Below are 17,627 nucleotides of genomic sequence, written 5' to 3'. Positions count from 1 at the left end.
ACAAAGAAATTATTACCAAATTTTTATAAGTATGATAAATTATATTGATAATTCTTAATTTTTAACAGTAATTTTTGTTAAAAGTAAATTTTGTCGAGGTTAAAATTATGTAAATCATTTAATTACATAATATGTATGAATAGGTCTAATGTAAATATCATATTTAAATGATATTTGATGAAAAACAAAATCCTCAATCTATTAAGACCAAGGATTTGCTTTAAAATTTGATTTTTTTATTTAATGCTATTTAATACATTTTGGTTTAACTTAATGTATTCATCGTTCTTGGCTTCTTTTGCGGCTTCAATTCCCATTTTAGCAGTTTCTGCTGCTGCTTTTTTATCACCCATTTTTAATTGGATTCTTGCTTTCCATAATTTAAACCAAGGTGCTTTAGTATCAGATTTTTCTGCCTCATTAATCCAGGATAATGCTTTATTAAGGTCTTTGCCATTAGAATAATAGTATTGAGCGGCGGCAAAATATGGTTTCTTTTCTCCCATCATTGCTTTATCAATATTTTCCATCACTTTAGAATCGTAATCAACCGTCATTGGAATGCTGATTGCGACATTTTCCCACATTAAATTTAAATTCATGCTACCAGATGTAACATCAGAAAATTGCATGGTAAATGTTTCCGTTTTTTCTTTAGTGATAATTGGTTTAGAGGTGAAACGCAAAAGGTCATCTTCTTTTTTATAATCATATGCTCCCCATTGGTCTGCAGTTTTATTCAAAATGATTGTCCAACTCTCTTTTTCTGGAATAGTAAATAGCGAATATTTACCTGCTGACACTTTATTACCCGCAATAACAACTTCATCGGTAAACATAATAGTAGTAGCATTATTTGCGCCTGTACGCCAAACTGCTCCATAAGATTCTAATCCACCAAAAATTTTTCTCCCTTTTACATTAGGTCTATAGTAATTTAAGGTTACTTTTCCTAAACCGAAATCTTGTATAATGGTTTGTCCGCTGCTAGGATTAGGAATTAAAGATTGTGCTTTAGCTGAACCTACACATATTAGAACTGCTAAAAATGTTATTATGCTTGATAGTGTTTTTTTCATGATTAATTTTAAAGAGTTATAGAATAAAGAAGATTGATTGTGAAGTTTAAATATAATTATTATAAAGCATTATTGATTGATAGAGTTTCTTTTTTGAATAACCATGCTGCAAAAGCAAAAAAACAATGAACAGCTTTTAAAATGGTTACAATGGAAAAAAGTAAATGATAGGTAATAGGATTTATGGATTTAAAATCCAATTTAATTCAAATAACCCCCTAATTGTAATTTAGAAATATAAATTACACGGTAACTAAACCTGAAATAGCTTTTTCAGGTAAATTAATGTTTTCTATAGAGATATCTTTTAACAAGCTATTTTCTAAACTTGTAGCCCAGATTCTAAGATATAAAACCACATCATTTTTAATGTTATGTTTTAAATGACGTTTTTCTAAAGGCAAATTTTTTAAAATGTTTTGGTCTGATAGTTTTTCCAGATGTGATAAATCAGCTCTGGTAAATCCAAAATCGAGCATTTCATCTATAATATGGTCTATTGGTAAACCGCTAGTTGGACAATAATCTATTAATTGTTCGTTCCAATCTCCATGTCTTCTCATAGCAGATTTATGGATTTCGGCTTTATCTTTATTGGTTATAACTTGAGCTAAATTACCACAATTACAACTACCCATATGTCCCCATTGGTATTGAGAGCCTTTTTCTAAGTTAGCAGCTGTTTTTTTAAGAGCTTGGATAATTGATAACGATGCTTTTGCCATAGTTAAATAACAAGAGAGAAATTAAAAAGTTTAGTTTATCAATAAATTTATTAAAATTTTTAAGATTAGACATTTTATTAAAATACTTAAAAGTATTAAACATCAAAATCTTAGGTTCATGCTTACAATATTAGAATTTAAACCATTGCTTCGGTTGTAATGCCCATATCTCAACTCAATCATCTTTAATTTATTTATTCCCAAAACACCAGTTGGTGGTGCAAACCTTATCCCAGCTCCATAAAAATTACTGTGGAATTTAGATAAGTCATAATCGCTTGTATAAAACTCCTCGTTTATTTTATGTTGACCATAGGCAGCAAAATAATCTGCAGAGGTTTGCTGATAATACCTATAAAACGGACTTATAGATGAGAAAGGATTTAGCTTTATCGAAGTTTCCAATTCGGCAGTCTCGGATTTTATTCCCCAATTATCAGAATAATATCTAAAGAAAGAACGGAAAACTAAATTGTCACCTAAAAAATAATTCAACCTGGCGCCAATGGGTAATTTTAACCTATTATCTGGTAAAAATTCAGCAAGTTCTGCATTGCTTGTAAAATATACTCGCTGATAACGGGTAGCTAATAAACCTTGTTGAAATGCAGGTTCTATCATTAACATCGCCTGAAAATTCTTAGTAAAAATCTGCGATAAACTAAATGAGCCACTAAAAGAATTTCTTGGTGCTCTATCGTTTTGTTGATAGCCGGGGCCACTGTTATTGTCAGGCCTCAATTCATAAGGCAAAATCACTTTCCACGTGTCAAAAAAAGCTTTTAGCTTAATATCAACATCAGTATTTTTATTTTTTGATGATTTTGAATAATGTAATCCTCCACCAAAAGAAGTATAATCAAATTCGCCAGAGGCAGAAACATCAAAACCAAAACTACGACCCTTCTGTTCGTTTGCTATATCCCAACTTAACGATGGATAAACCCTTATATCAGAGTAAGAAGGGCCGCTTGTTGCACTTATTTCTATATTGGCGGAAGAGGCAGATGTGTAAGTATCAACACCAAGTTCAAAATTATAGGTATGCTTTAAACCGGTTTTACCATAACGAGATAGTCGCAAGTCAAACGTATTAGAAAAATCCGTTAATTTCTCAGTGCCCAAACCTCCAGTAACGGCAGAGTTATTTCCATCCTGATGATAATAACTGTTTACCAAATCAGCCTGTTCAAATTTTAATTTGCGCTTTTCATAAGGAACAGAATCCTTGTTTATTACTTGGGCAAAACTTGCAACTATACCTAAATATAATGCTACAATGGTTAATGAAATGTATTTCATTTGAATATTTAAAAATTGATTTGAGCGTTCAAATTAATGAAGATGATGATAATTATTTAGGCGTTTTAATCTACTATCCGTCATGTCAAGGTAGCGAGATATCTCAATAGCAGAGTATCTATTTAAACTGAAAACCTATTTGTGAGATTTCCAATATCGTCGACATGATGATCTTTTTGGATTAATTACATCCGCAACCACCACCACTTTTTCCTCCGTTTGCTCCGGAAGAACCCTCGCGATAAAGTTGAGAATTTTGTTCAAATTTCTCTGCTCTTCTTGCGCCTAATTCCATTTCTGCATCTTTCAACTTAATCTTATCATAAGATTTTACACTACTGCATGAGCTAAATGCCAAAAGCGAAAATGCCAAAATTGCGTAAGGGGTTAACTTTTTCATATTATAATTTTTAGGCATAGTTTAATTGGCCTTTTGTTGGATTTATATTAATATTTTTTGAGGTATGTAATTGATTATAATCATCAATTATAATACATGCAATATTACTTAATTGATTAATTAAATTTAAACCAACTTCTACACCCATAACCATTACTGGTGTGGCTAAAGCATCAGCCAGTTCTGCTTGCGGACAAATAATACTTACACTTTTAATCCCTGAAACCGGAAAACCTGTATGAGGATCAATAGTGTGTGAATATTTCTTTCCGTTAATCACTGCAAACTTTTCATAATTACCGGAAGTTGCAATAGCCATGTTACTGATATCCATAAAAGAAAATGGGTTAGATTTATGTTCTGGGTCGGCAATTCCAACTGTCCAGGGTTTGCCAGAAGGTTGTGTTCCCCAAGTACTTAAGTCTCCAGACGCATTTACAATGCCGCTTTCCACACCTGCTTCTTGTAAAATTCTCTTTGCCCTATCTGCTGCATAACCTTTACCAATTCCTCCAAAACCAATTCTCATTCCCTTTTCTTTTAAAAAAACAGTTTGAGCCTTTAAATCTAAAACCACATTTTTATAATTGATTAATGAAACTGATTTTTTTGCAGATTCTTTATCTGGAAGGCTTTCCATTTGAGTATCAAAGTTCCAAAAGCGTTTATCTAAAGAACCATAAGTAATGTCAAATGCACCCTGGCTAATTTCTGATATACGTATGGAGCGTTGGATTAAATGAAAAACTTCTGTATCAACTTTTACAGGAGCAATCCCTGCATTTTCATTGATTTTATTGGTCTGGCTATCTGGTTTAAAAGTGGTGAGTAATTGTTCAATTCTTTTAATTTCTGTAACGGCCAATTGTGTTTTTTCATCGGCGAAAGCCAAATTATTTGCCACAACAGAAATCTCAAACTGATTACCCATCAGTTTCATCGATTGTTTAAATACTTGTTGAGTAGTTAAATTAGCGGATGGCATCTGTTACCTGTTTAACAAAATCTTCTGAAGAGCAGTTTGGAAAGCCTTTCCACTCTTTTATCACTTTTCCATCTTCATCCGTTAAAACTGTTAAAGGGAAATCTCCTTCAGGATTATATTTTACCGCTAATTCGTTATTTTTTTTCAACTGCTCTGTAGGTAATTGATTTTTCTTTAATCTAGGAAAATCGGCCCTAACCAAAACCAGGTTTTTATCTGCATAATTCTCAAAAGCTTCCTTTTCAAAAATTTCTTTGTGGGTACGGATACAAGGCCCACACCAGTCTGAGCCTGAAAAATTGATTAAAATATATTTGTGATTTTCTTTTGCTACAGATTCGGCCTGGTTAATATCTAAAACCCAAGTATTACCTGATAGGAAAAATGATAAAAAGAAGATGCTTAAAAGTTTCATAATTTTAAATGTTTAAGAATAGATACGAAGTTTTGTACCAATTAATTGTGTGTTGTATTTTGTTAATGGCAAATTAGTTTCAATTCCTGAAGAGACGCCCGTATCTGAATAAGTTGCTCCATGCCTTTGACAATAAAATTGATTTTGAGTTGACCTGTAAATCACATTTGTATTTTCGTGTCGGCAAGTTTGAGAAACGGCGATATAATTGCCTGATGTTGTTCGGGCAACAATAATACCATTAGCATAAATATAACCTCCATTGGTATTTAAAACTAAATTTGCAGATGATGATAAATCTAATGTGAAATCAGCATTTGTAGGTGCTGGTGTAGATGGACCTCCTTCTGTTGAGGATTTGGAACATCCTATACAGTTGAATACCGCAACAGAAGCAGCACCCATACCTATTGCAGTTAAAAATTCTTTCCTGTCCATATTAACTATTTAAACTAAACCGATTATCATAGATTTTACCCTATACTAATTGTGATTTTATTAACGATTAAATATTCAATTTAATATTGAGTATTTCCTGAAGAATTTTATGGAAATATAATCAGATTGTCAAACAAAAACATAAATATTTAAATTGATAATCTCTTTAAAGTTATAAGTAAAATTGGTTTTTTAAATCATCGTAAAATGATCAAAAAGGAACAATAGCTTTTAAACAGAGATTTCTCCCCATGTTAAATATCCCTAAATTACCGCTAGGAGAAGCTTCGTAATACTCGAAATATTTTAATCTGTTAAGGTTAGATTGATAGGTCTTATCAAATAAATTATTTATCGATAACTGTAATGATAAGTGTCTATTCTCGGCATACCTAACGTTTACGCTAGTACTAAAATCTATTAAAGTATAGCCTGGAGTAAACGTTTCTGTATTATTTAGTTTTAGATACCGGCTTTGTGACCCATTTATATCTGCCTCTAACCTTATATTAAAGGATTTTATAACATCAGAATTTAGGTTTATTTCCTGGCTTATACTTGTAATTATATGCAAAGGAGGAATTAACGGAAGATATTCTCCTTGTAGGCCTAAATTATTAAAAGCTTTATTTTTATTAAAACCATAAGTTAATGCCAACGAGTTAGAGATCCTAAAGCCTTTCCATGTTTCTGGGTGTAAATCAAATGAAGCTTCTAAGCCATAAATTTGAGCTTTAGATTGCTGATATTGATATGTTTTATTTCCTTGCGCATCTACTATCGGGTTATTATTGACATCTATTAATTGAGAAAGAAAAATATAATTTGAAATATTATTATTAAAAATACTAAAAGTGGTATTAAAGTTTTTGGTGTTAATGTCAATACCAAAATCCTGTTGCAAAGAAAATTCTGGATTAAAATCTCTATTTCCAAGATAAATAATATGCGCACCAGGATCAAGTCCGTTAGAGGAAAACTCGGGAATGCTTGGTGCTCTGTAGCCTCTAGCAACATTAGCTTTTAGGCTAACAGATTTATTAATTGCATAAGTACTCCCAAAACTTAGAGAAATGCCGTTAAAAACTTTATCAAATGAAGGAAATTGTAGGTATGATCCAGCAGAACTTCCATTCTCAGCTTCTCTATCAAAACCAGTTTTAGGATTTTTTTGTGTGAAGAAATCATCGCTATTTATATTTCTTTGATCATACCTTACACCAGCGCCAATCGTCCAGTTTTTCTGCTTCCATTTTGCAAAACCATAAATACCGGCGTCAAATAGATTATAATTAGGAATAGGAAAATCTGTAGCATCTTTATTCCTATTATTTTGATACATTCCGTTAAATCCTATAGAAAAATTTATATTCGAAAATGTTGGTAAATTATAGTTTACGCCATAATTAATCGTATTTAATCTAACAAATAAACCAGCTTGTTTTATAAACATTGGGTGTGTAAATTCTTTTCTAATATTTTGTTGAAAAGCAATCAAAGCATCTATTGTACCAATCGCACCAATTTGGTAATTACCTTTTGTGTAAACACGATAATGTTGGATATGTTGATTTAAAGAACTTTGTTGATATGAGTTTAGAATATCATCAGATACAATTGGCCTATTTAAAATATCATCATTAATACCTTCATTTGTTTGATAGGTAAATTTCCGACTTAAAGAATCCCTACTTCCATCGGGGATGCCCTGATAATTATTATATAGAGTAGCATTTAAAGCTGTTGAACCCGTGTTGCTTATGTATTTAATAGCTCCAGAAGCACTTGCTTCTTTATATCCACTATTATAAACCCTGCCGTCAATATTATTTTGATAATTTTTTGCCATTCGGTAAGAGCCTCGCAAAGCATAACTCCAGTGCTCATTTCCATAGGTTAAACCCAGTCCGTTTCCTATCAAAGAATTATTTCCCTGATATTCTGAGGTAAATTTCCCTTTTACTAAACCGTCAGTATGATTAGGAGAAGAAGGGATTAAACCAACCACACCGGCTAAAGCATCAGAACCATAAATTAAACTGGATGGGCCTTTAACAACTTCTGCCCTTTCAATATTGTAAGGATCAACCTCAATTCCATGTTCATCTCCCCATTGCTGTCCTTCTTGTCTAATTCCATCATAAAGTGTTAATACCCGGTTATATCCTAAACCACGTATAAAAGGTTTAGAGATATTTGGGCCGGTTTTTACTGCATTTAAACCTGGAACATTTTTCACTAATGCATCTATCAAATTGCTTTCTATGGTTTGCTCTATTTTTTTTGCCGAAACACTAACAATGGGGATTGGGTTTTCTCTTGCCAATGTAGCCCTAGAAACGCCAGTTACTACCACCTCGTTTAAGTTGCTATTGGTAGGTTCAAGAACAATTGCGTAGATTAATTTGCCTTTCACTATGATAAGTGTATCCGATTGATAACCTACACATGAAACAATGAGGTATGAATCCGTTTTGTTTTGAGGGATTTTTAGACTAAACCTGCCGTTTAAATCTGTTTTTACTCCAATATTACTTGATACAATTCCCACCCTTCCAAAGCTAATGGGCTGACTATTGCTTTTATCTCTAATTGTCCCTGAAATTGAAAAATCTTGACCTAAACATGAATTAACTAACAATATTAGAAATGCAGAGAATAAATATGTTTTCATAAAACAACTAAAATATTTTTTTAAACAAAACTAATTAAATATATTGATATTATAAATATATTTTTAGACTTGTCTAAATATTATGTTTGAACAACTATAATTTGGTTAGGATATAAATAGTTATATCACGAGGATAACATTATAATAAGCGGCAAGATTTTTGTAATTGAAGTTAAATGTCAATTTTTTAGAGAAACATATTTAATTATTCATAAAAAATTTTAATAAATGAAAAAATCCACTATTTACAGTCTATTAGGTTGCTTATTATATGCTATGATAATAACGTCATGCAGTTCTGAACCAAAAGAACCAGAAGTTACCGAAATGGAAGTAACACAAGACTCACTGAAACAAACAGATAAAAAAGTAAGTGAGGATATAGAGAAAATTAAAAAATCTATGAAAGATTTGGATGATAAATTTGAAACTAAAAACTAAAAAGAAATGAGAATAGGATATTTAATAACTGTAGCTATTGTTCCACTAATAATGATTACTACATCAAGTTTTGAGCAGGGTAAAGGACAGGATAAAAATAAAGGTCCTAAGGATAAAAACCATTCTGAGAATCATCAAAAAGAGGATAAGGGAAATAATAAAAATTTTGATAAAGGTAAACCAGAAAAAGACTTCAAAAAGTTAGGCAAAGAGATTGATAAGTCAAATAAAAGCTGGGAAAAAGAGGCAAACAAAAAATATAAAGAAGAAGAAAGGTGGGTAGATGGAAAATGGGACGATGATCGTTTTGCTTACAGAATGTCTAAATTAAAAGGCAATAAAAAGGATAAATGGGTAAATCAAAATTACTATCCGGGAATTGTATGGTTTACAGGTGAAAATTATTATGATGCAAAATATCCTAAAAACAGCAAAAAGGTAAATATTTGTCATAAACCAAATGGTTCTGATTATCCAGTGATGATTAATGTATCTGAAAATGCTGTTCAAGCTCATTTAAACCATGGCGATTATTTAGGAGAATGTAAGGATTGGGATAGAAGTCCGCATAGTGATACCTACTGGGAAACTAGAAATAACTATTATAATCAATACGTAGAAACGACTGAAACGCTTTCACTTGGCGAACAATTATTGGCTTTAGCAATCAGTAAGTTAACAAACTCTCAACAACAATTAACGGCACAAAGACCAACTTTAAGTTCTCAGCAAATTAGTAATAGAGAATTAGCAATTATCAATTTGCAGAATGACACTTATGATTTAAGAAATTCTTTAGATAATGGAAACAATAAAGTGATTAATGTAAATTTTGGATTTTAGTAAAGTTTACAACTAATTTAAAACAAAAAAAGCCATCTTATGTGAGATGGCTTTTTTCATTTCAAAAAGATTAAAACCTCTTAAATATGTATAAACAAATCTTCTTTGGATTTTCTCACTTTAGCAAAATGTTGGTAAGCATCATCAGCTGATCTGAAACCTGTTGGTGCAATAACAACAGAAGTCAAGTTTTTATCGGCTAAGCCTAAAATCTCATCAAATTGTGCATTGTTAAAACCTTCCATTGGGCAAGCATCAATTTCTGCTAACGCAGCAGTTTCTAATAAAATACCTAAAGCAATGTAAGCTTGTTTGGCATTCCAAACCGCTAATTCTTCTTGTGTACGAGATTCAACTGTACCTTTCATGGTATCCACAAAACCCTGGATGTCTGAAACTTCTATATTTCTTGTTGCTGCGATGTTATTTGCATAATCATCTACATGTTGTGTAGTGTAATTTTTATTGATAGCGAAAACAAAAACATGAGATGCATCTGTTAATTGTGGCTGACCGTAAGCTGCTGCTTTTAATTTTTCTTTTATTTCCTGATTAGTTACTACAATAATTTGATAAGGCTGTAAACCGTAAGAACTTGGAGCAAGCTGAACTGCATCTAACAATAAATTCAACTGACCTTCACTTAATTTTTTGCTGGTATCAAAACCTTTGGTTGCATATCTCCAGTTTAGCGCACTTATAATTTCTTTATTATTTTCCATGTTTAAGTTTTTTCTTCAAAAATAGATGTTTAAACTTATAATTTTTCTACATCTAAAATATATGACTGTTTTATGATTTTAAAAAGCCATTTTCTTTATTTCCTATAAACTCTGATCTGGTTCTTGGTAAACTGTTTGGATAGTTTTTTTGGATAAAGGTGATTAACCCTTCTCTAATATCGCAACGCAAATCAAAAGCGTCAGAAGAATTATTTGCACTCAATAATATCCGCACTTCCATCACTGTTTCTTTACTATCCGTTACTTGTATCACTTTTACTTTTTTATCCCAAAGGGGATGATTATCTATTAATCTATCATACTCTTTTCTTAAATCTGCCAAGGGTAAAGTATAATCAACATATAAAAAAACAGTTCCCAAAATCTCTGCAGAAATTCTTGTCCAGTTTTGAAAGGGTTTCTCTATAAAGTAGGTAATGGGTAAAATTAATCTGCGTTGATCCCAAATTTGAATCACCACATAAGTTAAAGTGATTTCTTCTACTTTTCCCCATTCGCCTTCTACTACTAAAACATCATCTATACGAATAGGTTGCGTAAAAGCAATCTGAAAACCGGCTAGCAAATTTCCCAGAGATTTTTGTGCGGCAAAACCTATAATTATTCCACCAATACCAACACTTGTTAAAAGTCCGGTACCAATTTTTCTCATCCCATCAAAGCTAAAAAGTATGGCTGCAACTGTTAAAACTAAAATTAAGGCCACTAAAAACTTTTTTAAGAACTGTAGTTGAGTCCTTATTTTACGTTCCTTAAGGTTATTTTCTTTTTTTAAATCATAAGTAGAAATAAAAAAATCCTGGATAACCCTAATCAAATTAATTAAGATGTAGGAAAACGATATGATCAAACCTATCTCTATAGCTTTATCTAAAATGTCACTTTCAATTTTAGAAAGCTTCATAAGGTTAGAGAAGGAATTGATGGAAACTAAAGGCAGAAAAAAATTAAGTGGTTTACTTAAATGTAGAACCATAGATCTTAAAAAACTGAAATGCTCATGCTTTCTATAATAAGATGTTAGGCTATAAAATATTGCTTTAAGTAAAAATGCAAAAGCAACAGAAATTAATAGAATAATGAGGTTATAAACAAAATTAGGAAGGTGACTTAAATAAGAAAAAATATCTGAATCTATTTTCAATTGGAGAACCATCATCATACTATCAATTTTAAAATTTATATAATTAACAATCAAAATTCTTGCCTTTATTAAACTAATAACTTATATTTTTTATTAAAACATTAATGCTTAAATAAATTGATGGTAGCATTATTGCTTCATTTTTGGTGAAACCAGTCATATTATTTAAAAGTTATGAGGAAGACCATTATTATTTCTAACCGTTTACCAGTCAAAATCGCAAAAGAAAACGAAGAATATCACTTAAAAGTGAGTGAGGGAGGACTAGCGACAGGCTTAGGCTCGATATACAAAGAAGGAGATAATATTTGGATTGGCTGGGCGGGTTTAGACGTTCCTAAAAGTGATGAACAAGAAATTATTGATAAACTTAAACAGGAAAATCTTTTACCAGTCTTTTTAACTCCAAAAGAAATCCAGAATTATTATGAAGGTTTTTCTAATGAGACGTTATGGCCAATATTTCATTATATGAGTACATACGCTCAATACGAACAAGAATATTGGGATTATTACAGATTAGTTAATGAGAAATTCAAAAACGTTGTATTAAAAATTGCAAAACCAGGCGATATCATTTGGATTCACGATTATCAACTATTATTGCTTCCGCAGATGATTAGAGAGGAATTGCCAAATACCACAATTGGGTTTTTCCAACACATTCCTTTCCCATCTTACGAACTTTTCAGGTTAATCCCCTGGCGAGCAGAATTATTAGATGGAATATTAGGTGCAGATTTAATTGGCTTTCATACTTATGATGATGTGCGACATTTTACAAGTTCGGCAACCAGGGTTTTACCAGTACAAACTACCGCAAATATCATTCATAAAGATGATAGAAACATTGTTATCGATGCTTTCCCGATGGGAATAGACTCTAAAAAGTTTAACGACTTAACTTTCACTAAAGAAGTTTTAGAAGAGAAAGAAATTTACAATCAAATAATTGGCGACACCAAGATTATACTTTCTATAGATCGTTTAGATTATAGTAAAGGAATCATACAAAGGCTTTTGGCTTTTGATAAGGTTTTAGCAGACAACCCTCAATATCTAGAGAAAATATCAATGCATATGATTGTTGTGCCTTCTCGTGATACCATTCCTCAATACAGGGATTTAAGGGATGATATTGATAAATTGGTCGGTAATATAAATTCCAGGTATAGAACTTCGGCCTGGCATCCAATCCATTATTTTTATCGATCATTTCCGATAGAAATACTTTCCTCATTATATTCTAGAGCTGATATTTGTTTAGTTACACCAATGCGAGACGGAATGAATTTAGTAAGTAAAGAATATATTGCCAGCAAAACTGATGAGACCGGTGTATTGATTTTGAGTGAAATGGCGGGAGCTTCCAAAGAATTAATTGAGGCAATAATTGTAAATCCTAATAATTTGGGAGAAATGTACAGAGCAATTGTTGAGGCTTTAGAAATGCCAGAAGAAGAGAAAATCTCGAGGATGAAAAACTTGAGAAAAACAGTAATGAAATTCGATATCAACCATTGGGTAAAAATATTTATGAATCAATTAGAAGAGGTAAAAGAGGAAGAAAAATCACGAATGGCAAAATATGTGAACCAGGATTTAAAACATCAGTTTAAAGAAGCCATTAAAGCATCAAAAAAAAGAGTCTTCTTTTTAGATTATGATGGAACATTGGTAAATTTTAATGGAAATCCGCTAGAGGCGAAACCAGATGAAGAATTGTATCAAATTATAAATGATTTAAATAGCGATGATCGAAACCAAATCGTAATTATAAGCGGAAGAAAATATGAAACTTTAGGAGAATGGTTTGGGCATTTAAAAGTTGATCTTATTGCAGAACACGGAGCTTGGAAAAAGTTTGAAGGGAAAGATTGGCAAGAAGAACCAAACCTTTCTGACAAATGGAAACAAGCTGTAATGCCAATGTTAGAATCTTATTCTGATAGAACTGCAGGTAGCTTTATAGAAGAAAAACGGTTTTCTTTAGCCTGGCATTATCGAAAAGTAGAAAAAGGCTTGGGTGATTTAAGGGCAAATGAATTGATTAGCAATATGAGGTATTTAATCCGTGAAAAAGATTTGCAATTATTGCCAGGAAATAAAGTTGTTGAGATTAAAAACTCACAAATAAATAAGGGTAAAGCAGCTGCATCATATATTTACGGCAAAAATTTTGATTTTATTTTGGCCATGGGCGATGACCATACTGATGAGGATATCTTTACCAGTTTGCCATATAGTGCCACTACCATAAAAGTGGGTAGCAGCATATCTGAAGCAAAATTTTATTTAAGAAGTGTAGAAGAAGCAAGGGCTTTACTTCAACATTTCTGTAGTTAAATAAAGTGGTTTATTTAATCGGTTAGAAATACAATAGGCGGCATTCATTAAACCAACATGACTATAAGCTTGTGGAAAATTACCCCACATTCCGCCAGTTTTTTCATCCACATCTTCACTAAAAAGCATTAAATGGTTGGCATAAGGCATTAAATTTTCAAATTCTCTAATCGCATCATCAATTCTGCCTACACAGGCTAATGCTTCTACGTACCAAAAAGCACAAATTAAAAACGTAGTTTCTGGCTTGCCAAAATCATCGCTATGCAAATACCTATAAAAAAGACCTCCTTCTGTTTTTAATTCTTTTTCTAATGCAATTAAATGATCTTTTGCTTTTTGCGAGTTGGGGTCTAAATAATTCATCATAATCAGTTGCAATGTACTTGCATCTAAATACGGACTGCCAACTGCATGTGTATAAACTTTACGTTCTTCGTCATAACAATCTTCAATATGTTTGGCAGCTCTTTCTTTTAATTCTATCGCTTTCTTTTCCAGCTTTTCATCTTTAATGGTAGTTGCAATTTTTAAAGCGGCACAACATCCAGCCCACTGAAATAAATTACTGTAACAGTGCATATATTCACTGTTTCTAAATTCCCAAATTCCAGCATCTTTTTCATCAATGGTGTTTTCTATTCTTTCTAAAGCTCTTTTTACTAAATCTGCAGAATCTTTTCTTTCTGTAAACACAAAACGATGATCCGTATAAAGCGGTAAAAGAGAAATTAATGCTTGTCCGTAAATATCATTTTGAATATGCTCATAAGCTTGATTGCCAATTCTAACTGGTCCGTTTCCTCGGTATCCTTCTAAATGATCAGCAATTTCTTCCACTAAATCTTTTTGCCTGGTGATGCTGTAAAGTGGTTGGTAACGCAACCCTTCCTCAAAGGAAATATCGGTTATAAAGTCAAAATAGCGTTCTGTTTCTTCAAAATGCCCAATATGATGTAGCGCATTAATCACATAATAAGTGTCTCTTAACCAGCAATAACGGTAATCCCAGTTTCTTCCGCTTCCCGGAAATTCAGGCAAACTAGTTGTACTAGCTGCAATTATAGCCCCCGTATCTTCAAATTGATGGATTTTTAAAGCCAAAGCAGATCGGATTACGTATTCTTGATAGAAATCTCCGATAGAAGATCTTTTAATCCAAGTGCGCCAATAAGCTACTGTTTCTAACAAAAATCTTTCTGCTGTGGTTTCAACAGCAGCTTCCATAGGTTGGCCATAAGTTAAAATCACATATTTTGTTTCTTTTAAAATAAAATATTGATCTTCTACAATGTAAGCGATAGTGGCATTTGTGGTTAATCTAATGGCATCATTGCTGCCAGAATATTCTATATGGTTACTCCCTCTTATAGCTTTTAACTCGGTTTTACCGTAATCATAAACCGGTTCGCATTTAATTTTGATATGGGGATTTCCTTCTAAAGGTTCAATTTTTCTGATCAGCATTAAAGGCCTAAAATATCTTTTAGATTGTTCAAACCTTGGCGCAAAATCGGTGACTTTATATTTACCGGTATCAGTTGTAATCTCGGTACAAAGTACATTTGTGTTTTCCAGATAATATTGGTCAGATGTAAAATCACCACTAGGTTTTATAGAAAATTCGCCGCCTTTTTTTTCATCTAATAATCCCCCAAAAACAAAAGAACTATCAAATCTTGGCCAACACATCCATTTAATGTTTGTGTTTTTATGTACATGGGCTATATAAGCGCAGTTTCCAATTATTCCTGTTTCGTAAATGTGTCTCGACATAATTATATATTATAAAATTGCTATCAAGCAAAAACGTTACCTAATATTTTAGAAGGCTGTTAGAATTGAGTTTTTGTTGCAGAAATTTAATTAGTTCCTTTACGTCTTTGTAAACGTTTTTCCTGGCGTAATTCCTTCGCGGTCTTAGTAGTTGTATCTTTCTTTTCAGGTTCGCCACCAAATACATTTTTCAAAAAGTTTTCTTTTTTTACAAGTGTATCTTTTTTACTTTTAAATATATTGAGGTTAAAAAACCCATTATTCTCATCTTCATCATTCATCAAACTATCTGGAACATAATCTGATGGTGCAATTTGTTGTCTTAAACTTTCTTTTAATCTTACGCCGTAAAATCCATAATAGCTGCTATCTTGTTGAATGTAACCACGTCTTGCCATCAAACCTCCAATCATTCTAAAATATCCGGTGAGGTAATTTTTTAAGCTTCCATCTGGCTCCCAGGAATATAATGAAGATTTAGGTTTAGGTACAATATGTGCCAAATAAATAGATTCACCTACTGTTAATTCGCTGGCATTTTTACCAAAATAATAATGAGACGCTTCGCCAATTCCATAAACATTTCTGCCCCATTCAATGATGTTCAGATAAACTTCATACATTCTTTCTTTACTCGTTAAACGTTTATTTTCTATCAACCAAACAATTAAAATTTCCTCAATTTTACGGGCTAAAGTTTTTTGACGGTTTAAATAAACATTTTTTACTAGCTGCATTGAAATGGTACTGCCGCCACGTTTAAAAGATTTTGCCTTAAAATTTGTAGCAATTGATTGCCTGATAGATTCCTCTACAAAACCATGATGAGAGAAAAATGAAGGGTCTTCTGAAGTTAATAAAGCATTTTTTATGTTTGATGATATTTGATTAAAAGGAATATAATTTGGATTACTGGGACCAACAATAATGTCTCTAACAGGTTTCCCTTTTTCATAAGGGGTAAAAACAAAAGGGTTATTTATCTTTTGAAAGTTAGTTTTTCCAAATCTTGTGATCTTAAAATCATCGCTTCCGTTTAAATCTGAAGTGAAAACAACTTTATCAGGTTGCCTGCTATCTAAATAAAAATTGAGGGCATATTGTAAATTTCCTTGCACTTTAATCCCTTCTAAAGATTCAAACAGACCGGTTGGGAAAGCATCAAAAATATCTTGAGCTTTTTGATCATAAGCGTTTACCTTTAATTCATAAATTTTATTTTTACCAAGGGTGAGCTTAACATAAGGGCTAAACTCAGCCCTACCCAAAGACACAATAGAAGAACTATCTAAGGCAATATAATTAGAACCAATTAAAATTTTCGCATCTATAACTCCATGCTTTACAATCACATCATTTGCTGCAATCCTGGGTTGGTTAATTAACAAATTGGTAACAGACCAGCTGCCTTCAATCTCAAATTTATCGCCTTCTTTTTCAGCACTACGCATTTCAGTTCTAATGGTATCAAAATTTAATTTTAGACCAAATTTTCTTTCTAAAAATGGGAATTCTACTTTCTGATTATCAGCGAAAAGCTTTAAATCTAATTTTTGATTAGACGGATCCGCGGTACCTGCTACATGCCAAATTGCTTGATTTTTATTGTATTTAATAGTAGAGTTTACATCGCCATTTGCAATAGTTGCCGATTCTGTAAGTAAACTAAAATGAGTGGTATCCTGATCATAAGTAATTAAAAAATTCTTAATATCCATATCATCAGGAATTTTATCTAAAGCCTGGTTTAAAAGCTTATTTGCTAACTCTGATAAATCTACTTTAGAATTATTATCTAATGTATCTTTAGCCTTCTTTTTAAATAAGAAATCATAATTACTGATGCTATCTTTTTTAACTAAAGAAACTAAGGCATCATGAATATCTAATTCAGCTATTTTTACACTTCCAAAAATTAAAGGAAGAAGTTTAACACCAACTTCCAAATCTTTTATGGTGGCTAAAGTATCTTTTTGATCAGGAACGATAGATACAGATTGAAAACGAACATTACTTAAACCACTAAAACCATAAGAATTAATTTTAACGTTTAGGTTGTAATCTGTTTTTGCATTTTTTATGGCCTTTGCAATTGCAGCATCTAATAAACTTTGTCTTTTATTAAAGGCAATTGCAATTCCTATTAAAAACAATATAAAAATGCTTATTAATGTTATTACGAGCGGTTTTTTATATTTTCCTAATTTTATGGCTAAAAATTTTTTTCTCATAGATGATTTAAACTGGCTTTAAAATTACCACCGAGGCCTAATAATTTTCTAAATTAAGTCAAAAACAAAGCCTAAACAAAAGTTA

General features: G+C 31.8%; 15 protein-coding genes. 3 read left to right on the top strand and 12 right to left on the bottom strand.

Going from position 1 to position 17,627, the window contains the following annotated elements; translation table 11 throughout:
• Positions 1–236 precede the first annotated feature (236 nt).
• From A5893_RS13170 to A5893_RS13135, 8 genes are all read right to left on the bottom strand, one after another.
• Positions 237–1,079 carry a DUF2911 domain-containing protein gene (locus tag A5893_RS13170; protein WP_068823042.1) on the bottom strand — a complete coding sequence of 281 codons (843 nt, stop codon included), beginning with the start codon at positions 1,077–1,079 and terminating at the stop codon, positions 237–239.
• Positions 1,080–1,321: 242 nt separating this feature from the next.
• Positions 1,322–1,804: a hypothetical protein gene (locus tag A5893_RS13165; RefSeq protein ID WP_068823041.1), complete on the bottom strand. Its 483-nt coding sequence runs from the start codon at positions 1,802–1,804 to the stop codon at positions 1,322–1,324.
• Between the two features lie 102 nt (positions 1,805–1,906).
• Positions 1,907–3,106: a DUF3570 domain-containing protein gene (locus A5893_RS13160; RefSeq protein WP_068823040.1), complete on the bottom strand. Its 1,200-nt coding sequence runs from the start codon at positions 3,104–3,106 to the stop codon at positions 1,907–1,909.
• Between the two features lie 181 nt (positions 3,107–3,287).
• Positions 3,288–3,506, bottom strand: coding sequence for a DUF4266 domain-containing protein (locus tag A5893_RS13155; RefSeq protein WP_068823147.1), 219 nt, complete (start codon positions 3,504–3,506; stop codon positions 3,288–3,290).
• A gap of 10 nt (positions 3,507–3,516) precedes the next feature.
• Positions 3,517–4,491, bottom strand: coding sequence for an FAD:protein FMN transferase (locus A5893_RS13150; RefSeq protein ID WP_068823039.1), 975 nt, complete (start codon positions 4,489–4,491; stop codon positions 3,517–3,519).
• Complete coding sequence (locus tag A5893_RS13145; RefSeq protein ID WP_068823038.1) at positions 4,478–4,906, bottom strand: thioredoxin family protein; 429 nt, start codon at positions 4,904–4,906, stop codon at positions 4,478–4,480. The genes A5893_RS13150 and A5893_RS13145 overlap by 14 nt, the downstream gene beginning before the upstream one ends.
• A 12-nt stretch (positions 4,907–4,918) precedes the next feature.
• Positions 4,919–5,344 carry a Rieske 2Fe-2S domain-containing protein gene (locus A5893_RS13140; RefSeq protein WP_068823037.1) on the bottom strand — a complete coding sequence of 142 codons (426 nt, stop codon included), beginning with the start codon at positions 5,342–5,344 and terminating at the stop codon, positions 4,919–4,921.
• Between the two features lie 211 nt (positions 5,345–5,555).
• Entirely contained in the window at positions 5,556–8,018 is a 2,463-nt protein-coding gene (locus A5893_RS13135) for a TonB-dependent receptor (RefSeq protein WP_068823036.1), read from the bottom strand.
• 276 nt (positions 8,019–8,294) lie between these two features.
• Between A5893_RS13135 and A5893_RS17715 the strand changes: the two genes are divergently transcribed.
• Together A5893_RS17715 and A5893_RS13130 are read left to right on the top strand one after the other, a co-directional pair.
• Positions 8,295–8,459 (top strand): hypothetical protein, encoded by a 165-nt coding sequence (locus tag A5893_RS17715; protein ID WP_157687558.1) that lies wholly within the window; start codon positions 8,295–8,297, stop codon positions 8,457–8,459.
• Between the two features lie 6 nt (positions 8,460–8,465).
• On the top strand, positions 8,466–9,302 hold the full coding sequence (locus A5893_RS13130) for a hypothetical protein (RefSeq protein ID WP_068823035.1): 837 nt from the start codon (positions 8,466–8,468) through the stop codon (positions 9,300–9,302).
• Positions 9,303–9,382: 80 nt separating this feature from the next.
• Here A5893_RS13130 and A5893_RS13125 read toward each other — a convergent pair whose 3' ends face one another.
• Positions 9,383–10,024: an NAD(P)H-dependent oxidoreductase gene (locus tag A5893_RS13125; protein ID WP_068823034.1), complete on the bottom strand. Its 642-nt coding sequence runs from the start codon at positions 10,022–10,024 to the stop codon at positions 9,383–9,385.
• 70 nt (positions 10,025–10,094) lie between these two features.
• Positions 10,095–11,207, bottom strand: a complete 1,113-nt coding sequence (locus A5893_RS13120) for a mechanosensitive ion channel family protein (RefSeq protein WP_232456861.1) — start codon at positions 11,205–11,207, stop codon at positions 10,095–10,097.
• Positions 11,208–11,363: 156 nt separating this feature from the next.
• Between A5893_RS13120 and A5893_RS13115 the strand changes: the two genes are divergently transcribed.
• Positions 11,364–13,535 (top strand): bifunctional alpha,alpha-trehalose-phosphate synthase (UDP-forming)/trehalose-phosphatase, encoded by a 2,172-nt coding sequence (locus tag A5893_RS13115; RefSeq protein WP_068823033.1) that lies wholly within the window; start codon positions 11,364–11,366, stop codon positions 13,533–13,535.
• Here the strand turns inward: A5893_RS13115 and A5893_RS13110 are convergent.
• Complete coding sequence (locus tag A5893_RS13110) at positions 13,512–15,311, bottom strand: glycoside hydrolase family 15 protein (protein WP_068823032.1); 1,800 nt, start codon at positions 15,309–15,311, stop codon at positions 13,512–13,514. The two genes, A5893_RS13115 and A5893_RS13110, sit on opposite strands and share 24 nt — an antisense overlap.
• A gap of 86 nt (positions 15,312–15,397) precedes the next feature.
• Positions 15,398–17,542 carry a biosynthetic peptidoglycan transglycosylase gene (locus A5893_RS13105; RefSeq protein ID WP_068823031.1) on the bottom strand — a complete coding sequence of 715 codons (2,145 nt, stop codon included), beginning with the start codon at positions 17,540–17,542 and terminating at the stop codon, positions 15,398–15,400.
• Positions 17,543–17,627 lie beyond the last annotated feature (85 nt).

Source organism: Pedobacter psychrophilus (assembly GCF_001652725.1).
In the GTDB taxonomy this organism is placed as follows: domain Bacteria; phylum Bacteroidota; class Bacteroidia; order Sphingobacteriales; family Sphingobacteriaceae; genus Pseudopedobacter; species Pseudopedobacter psychrophilus.
The sequence above is the reverse complement of the archived record's forward strand: the minus strand, read 5'-3'. Positions and strand labels throughout refer to the sequence as shown.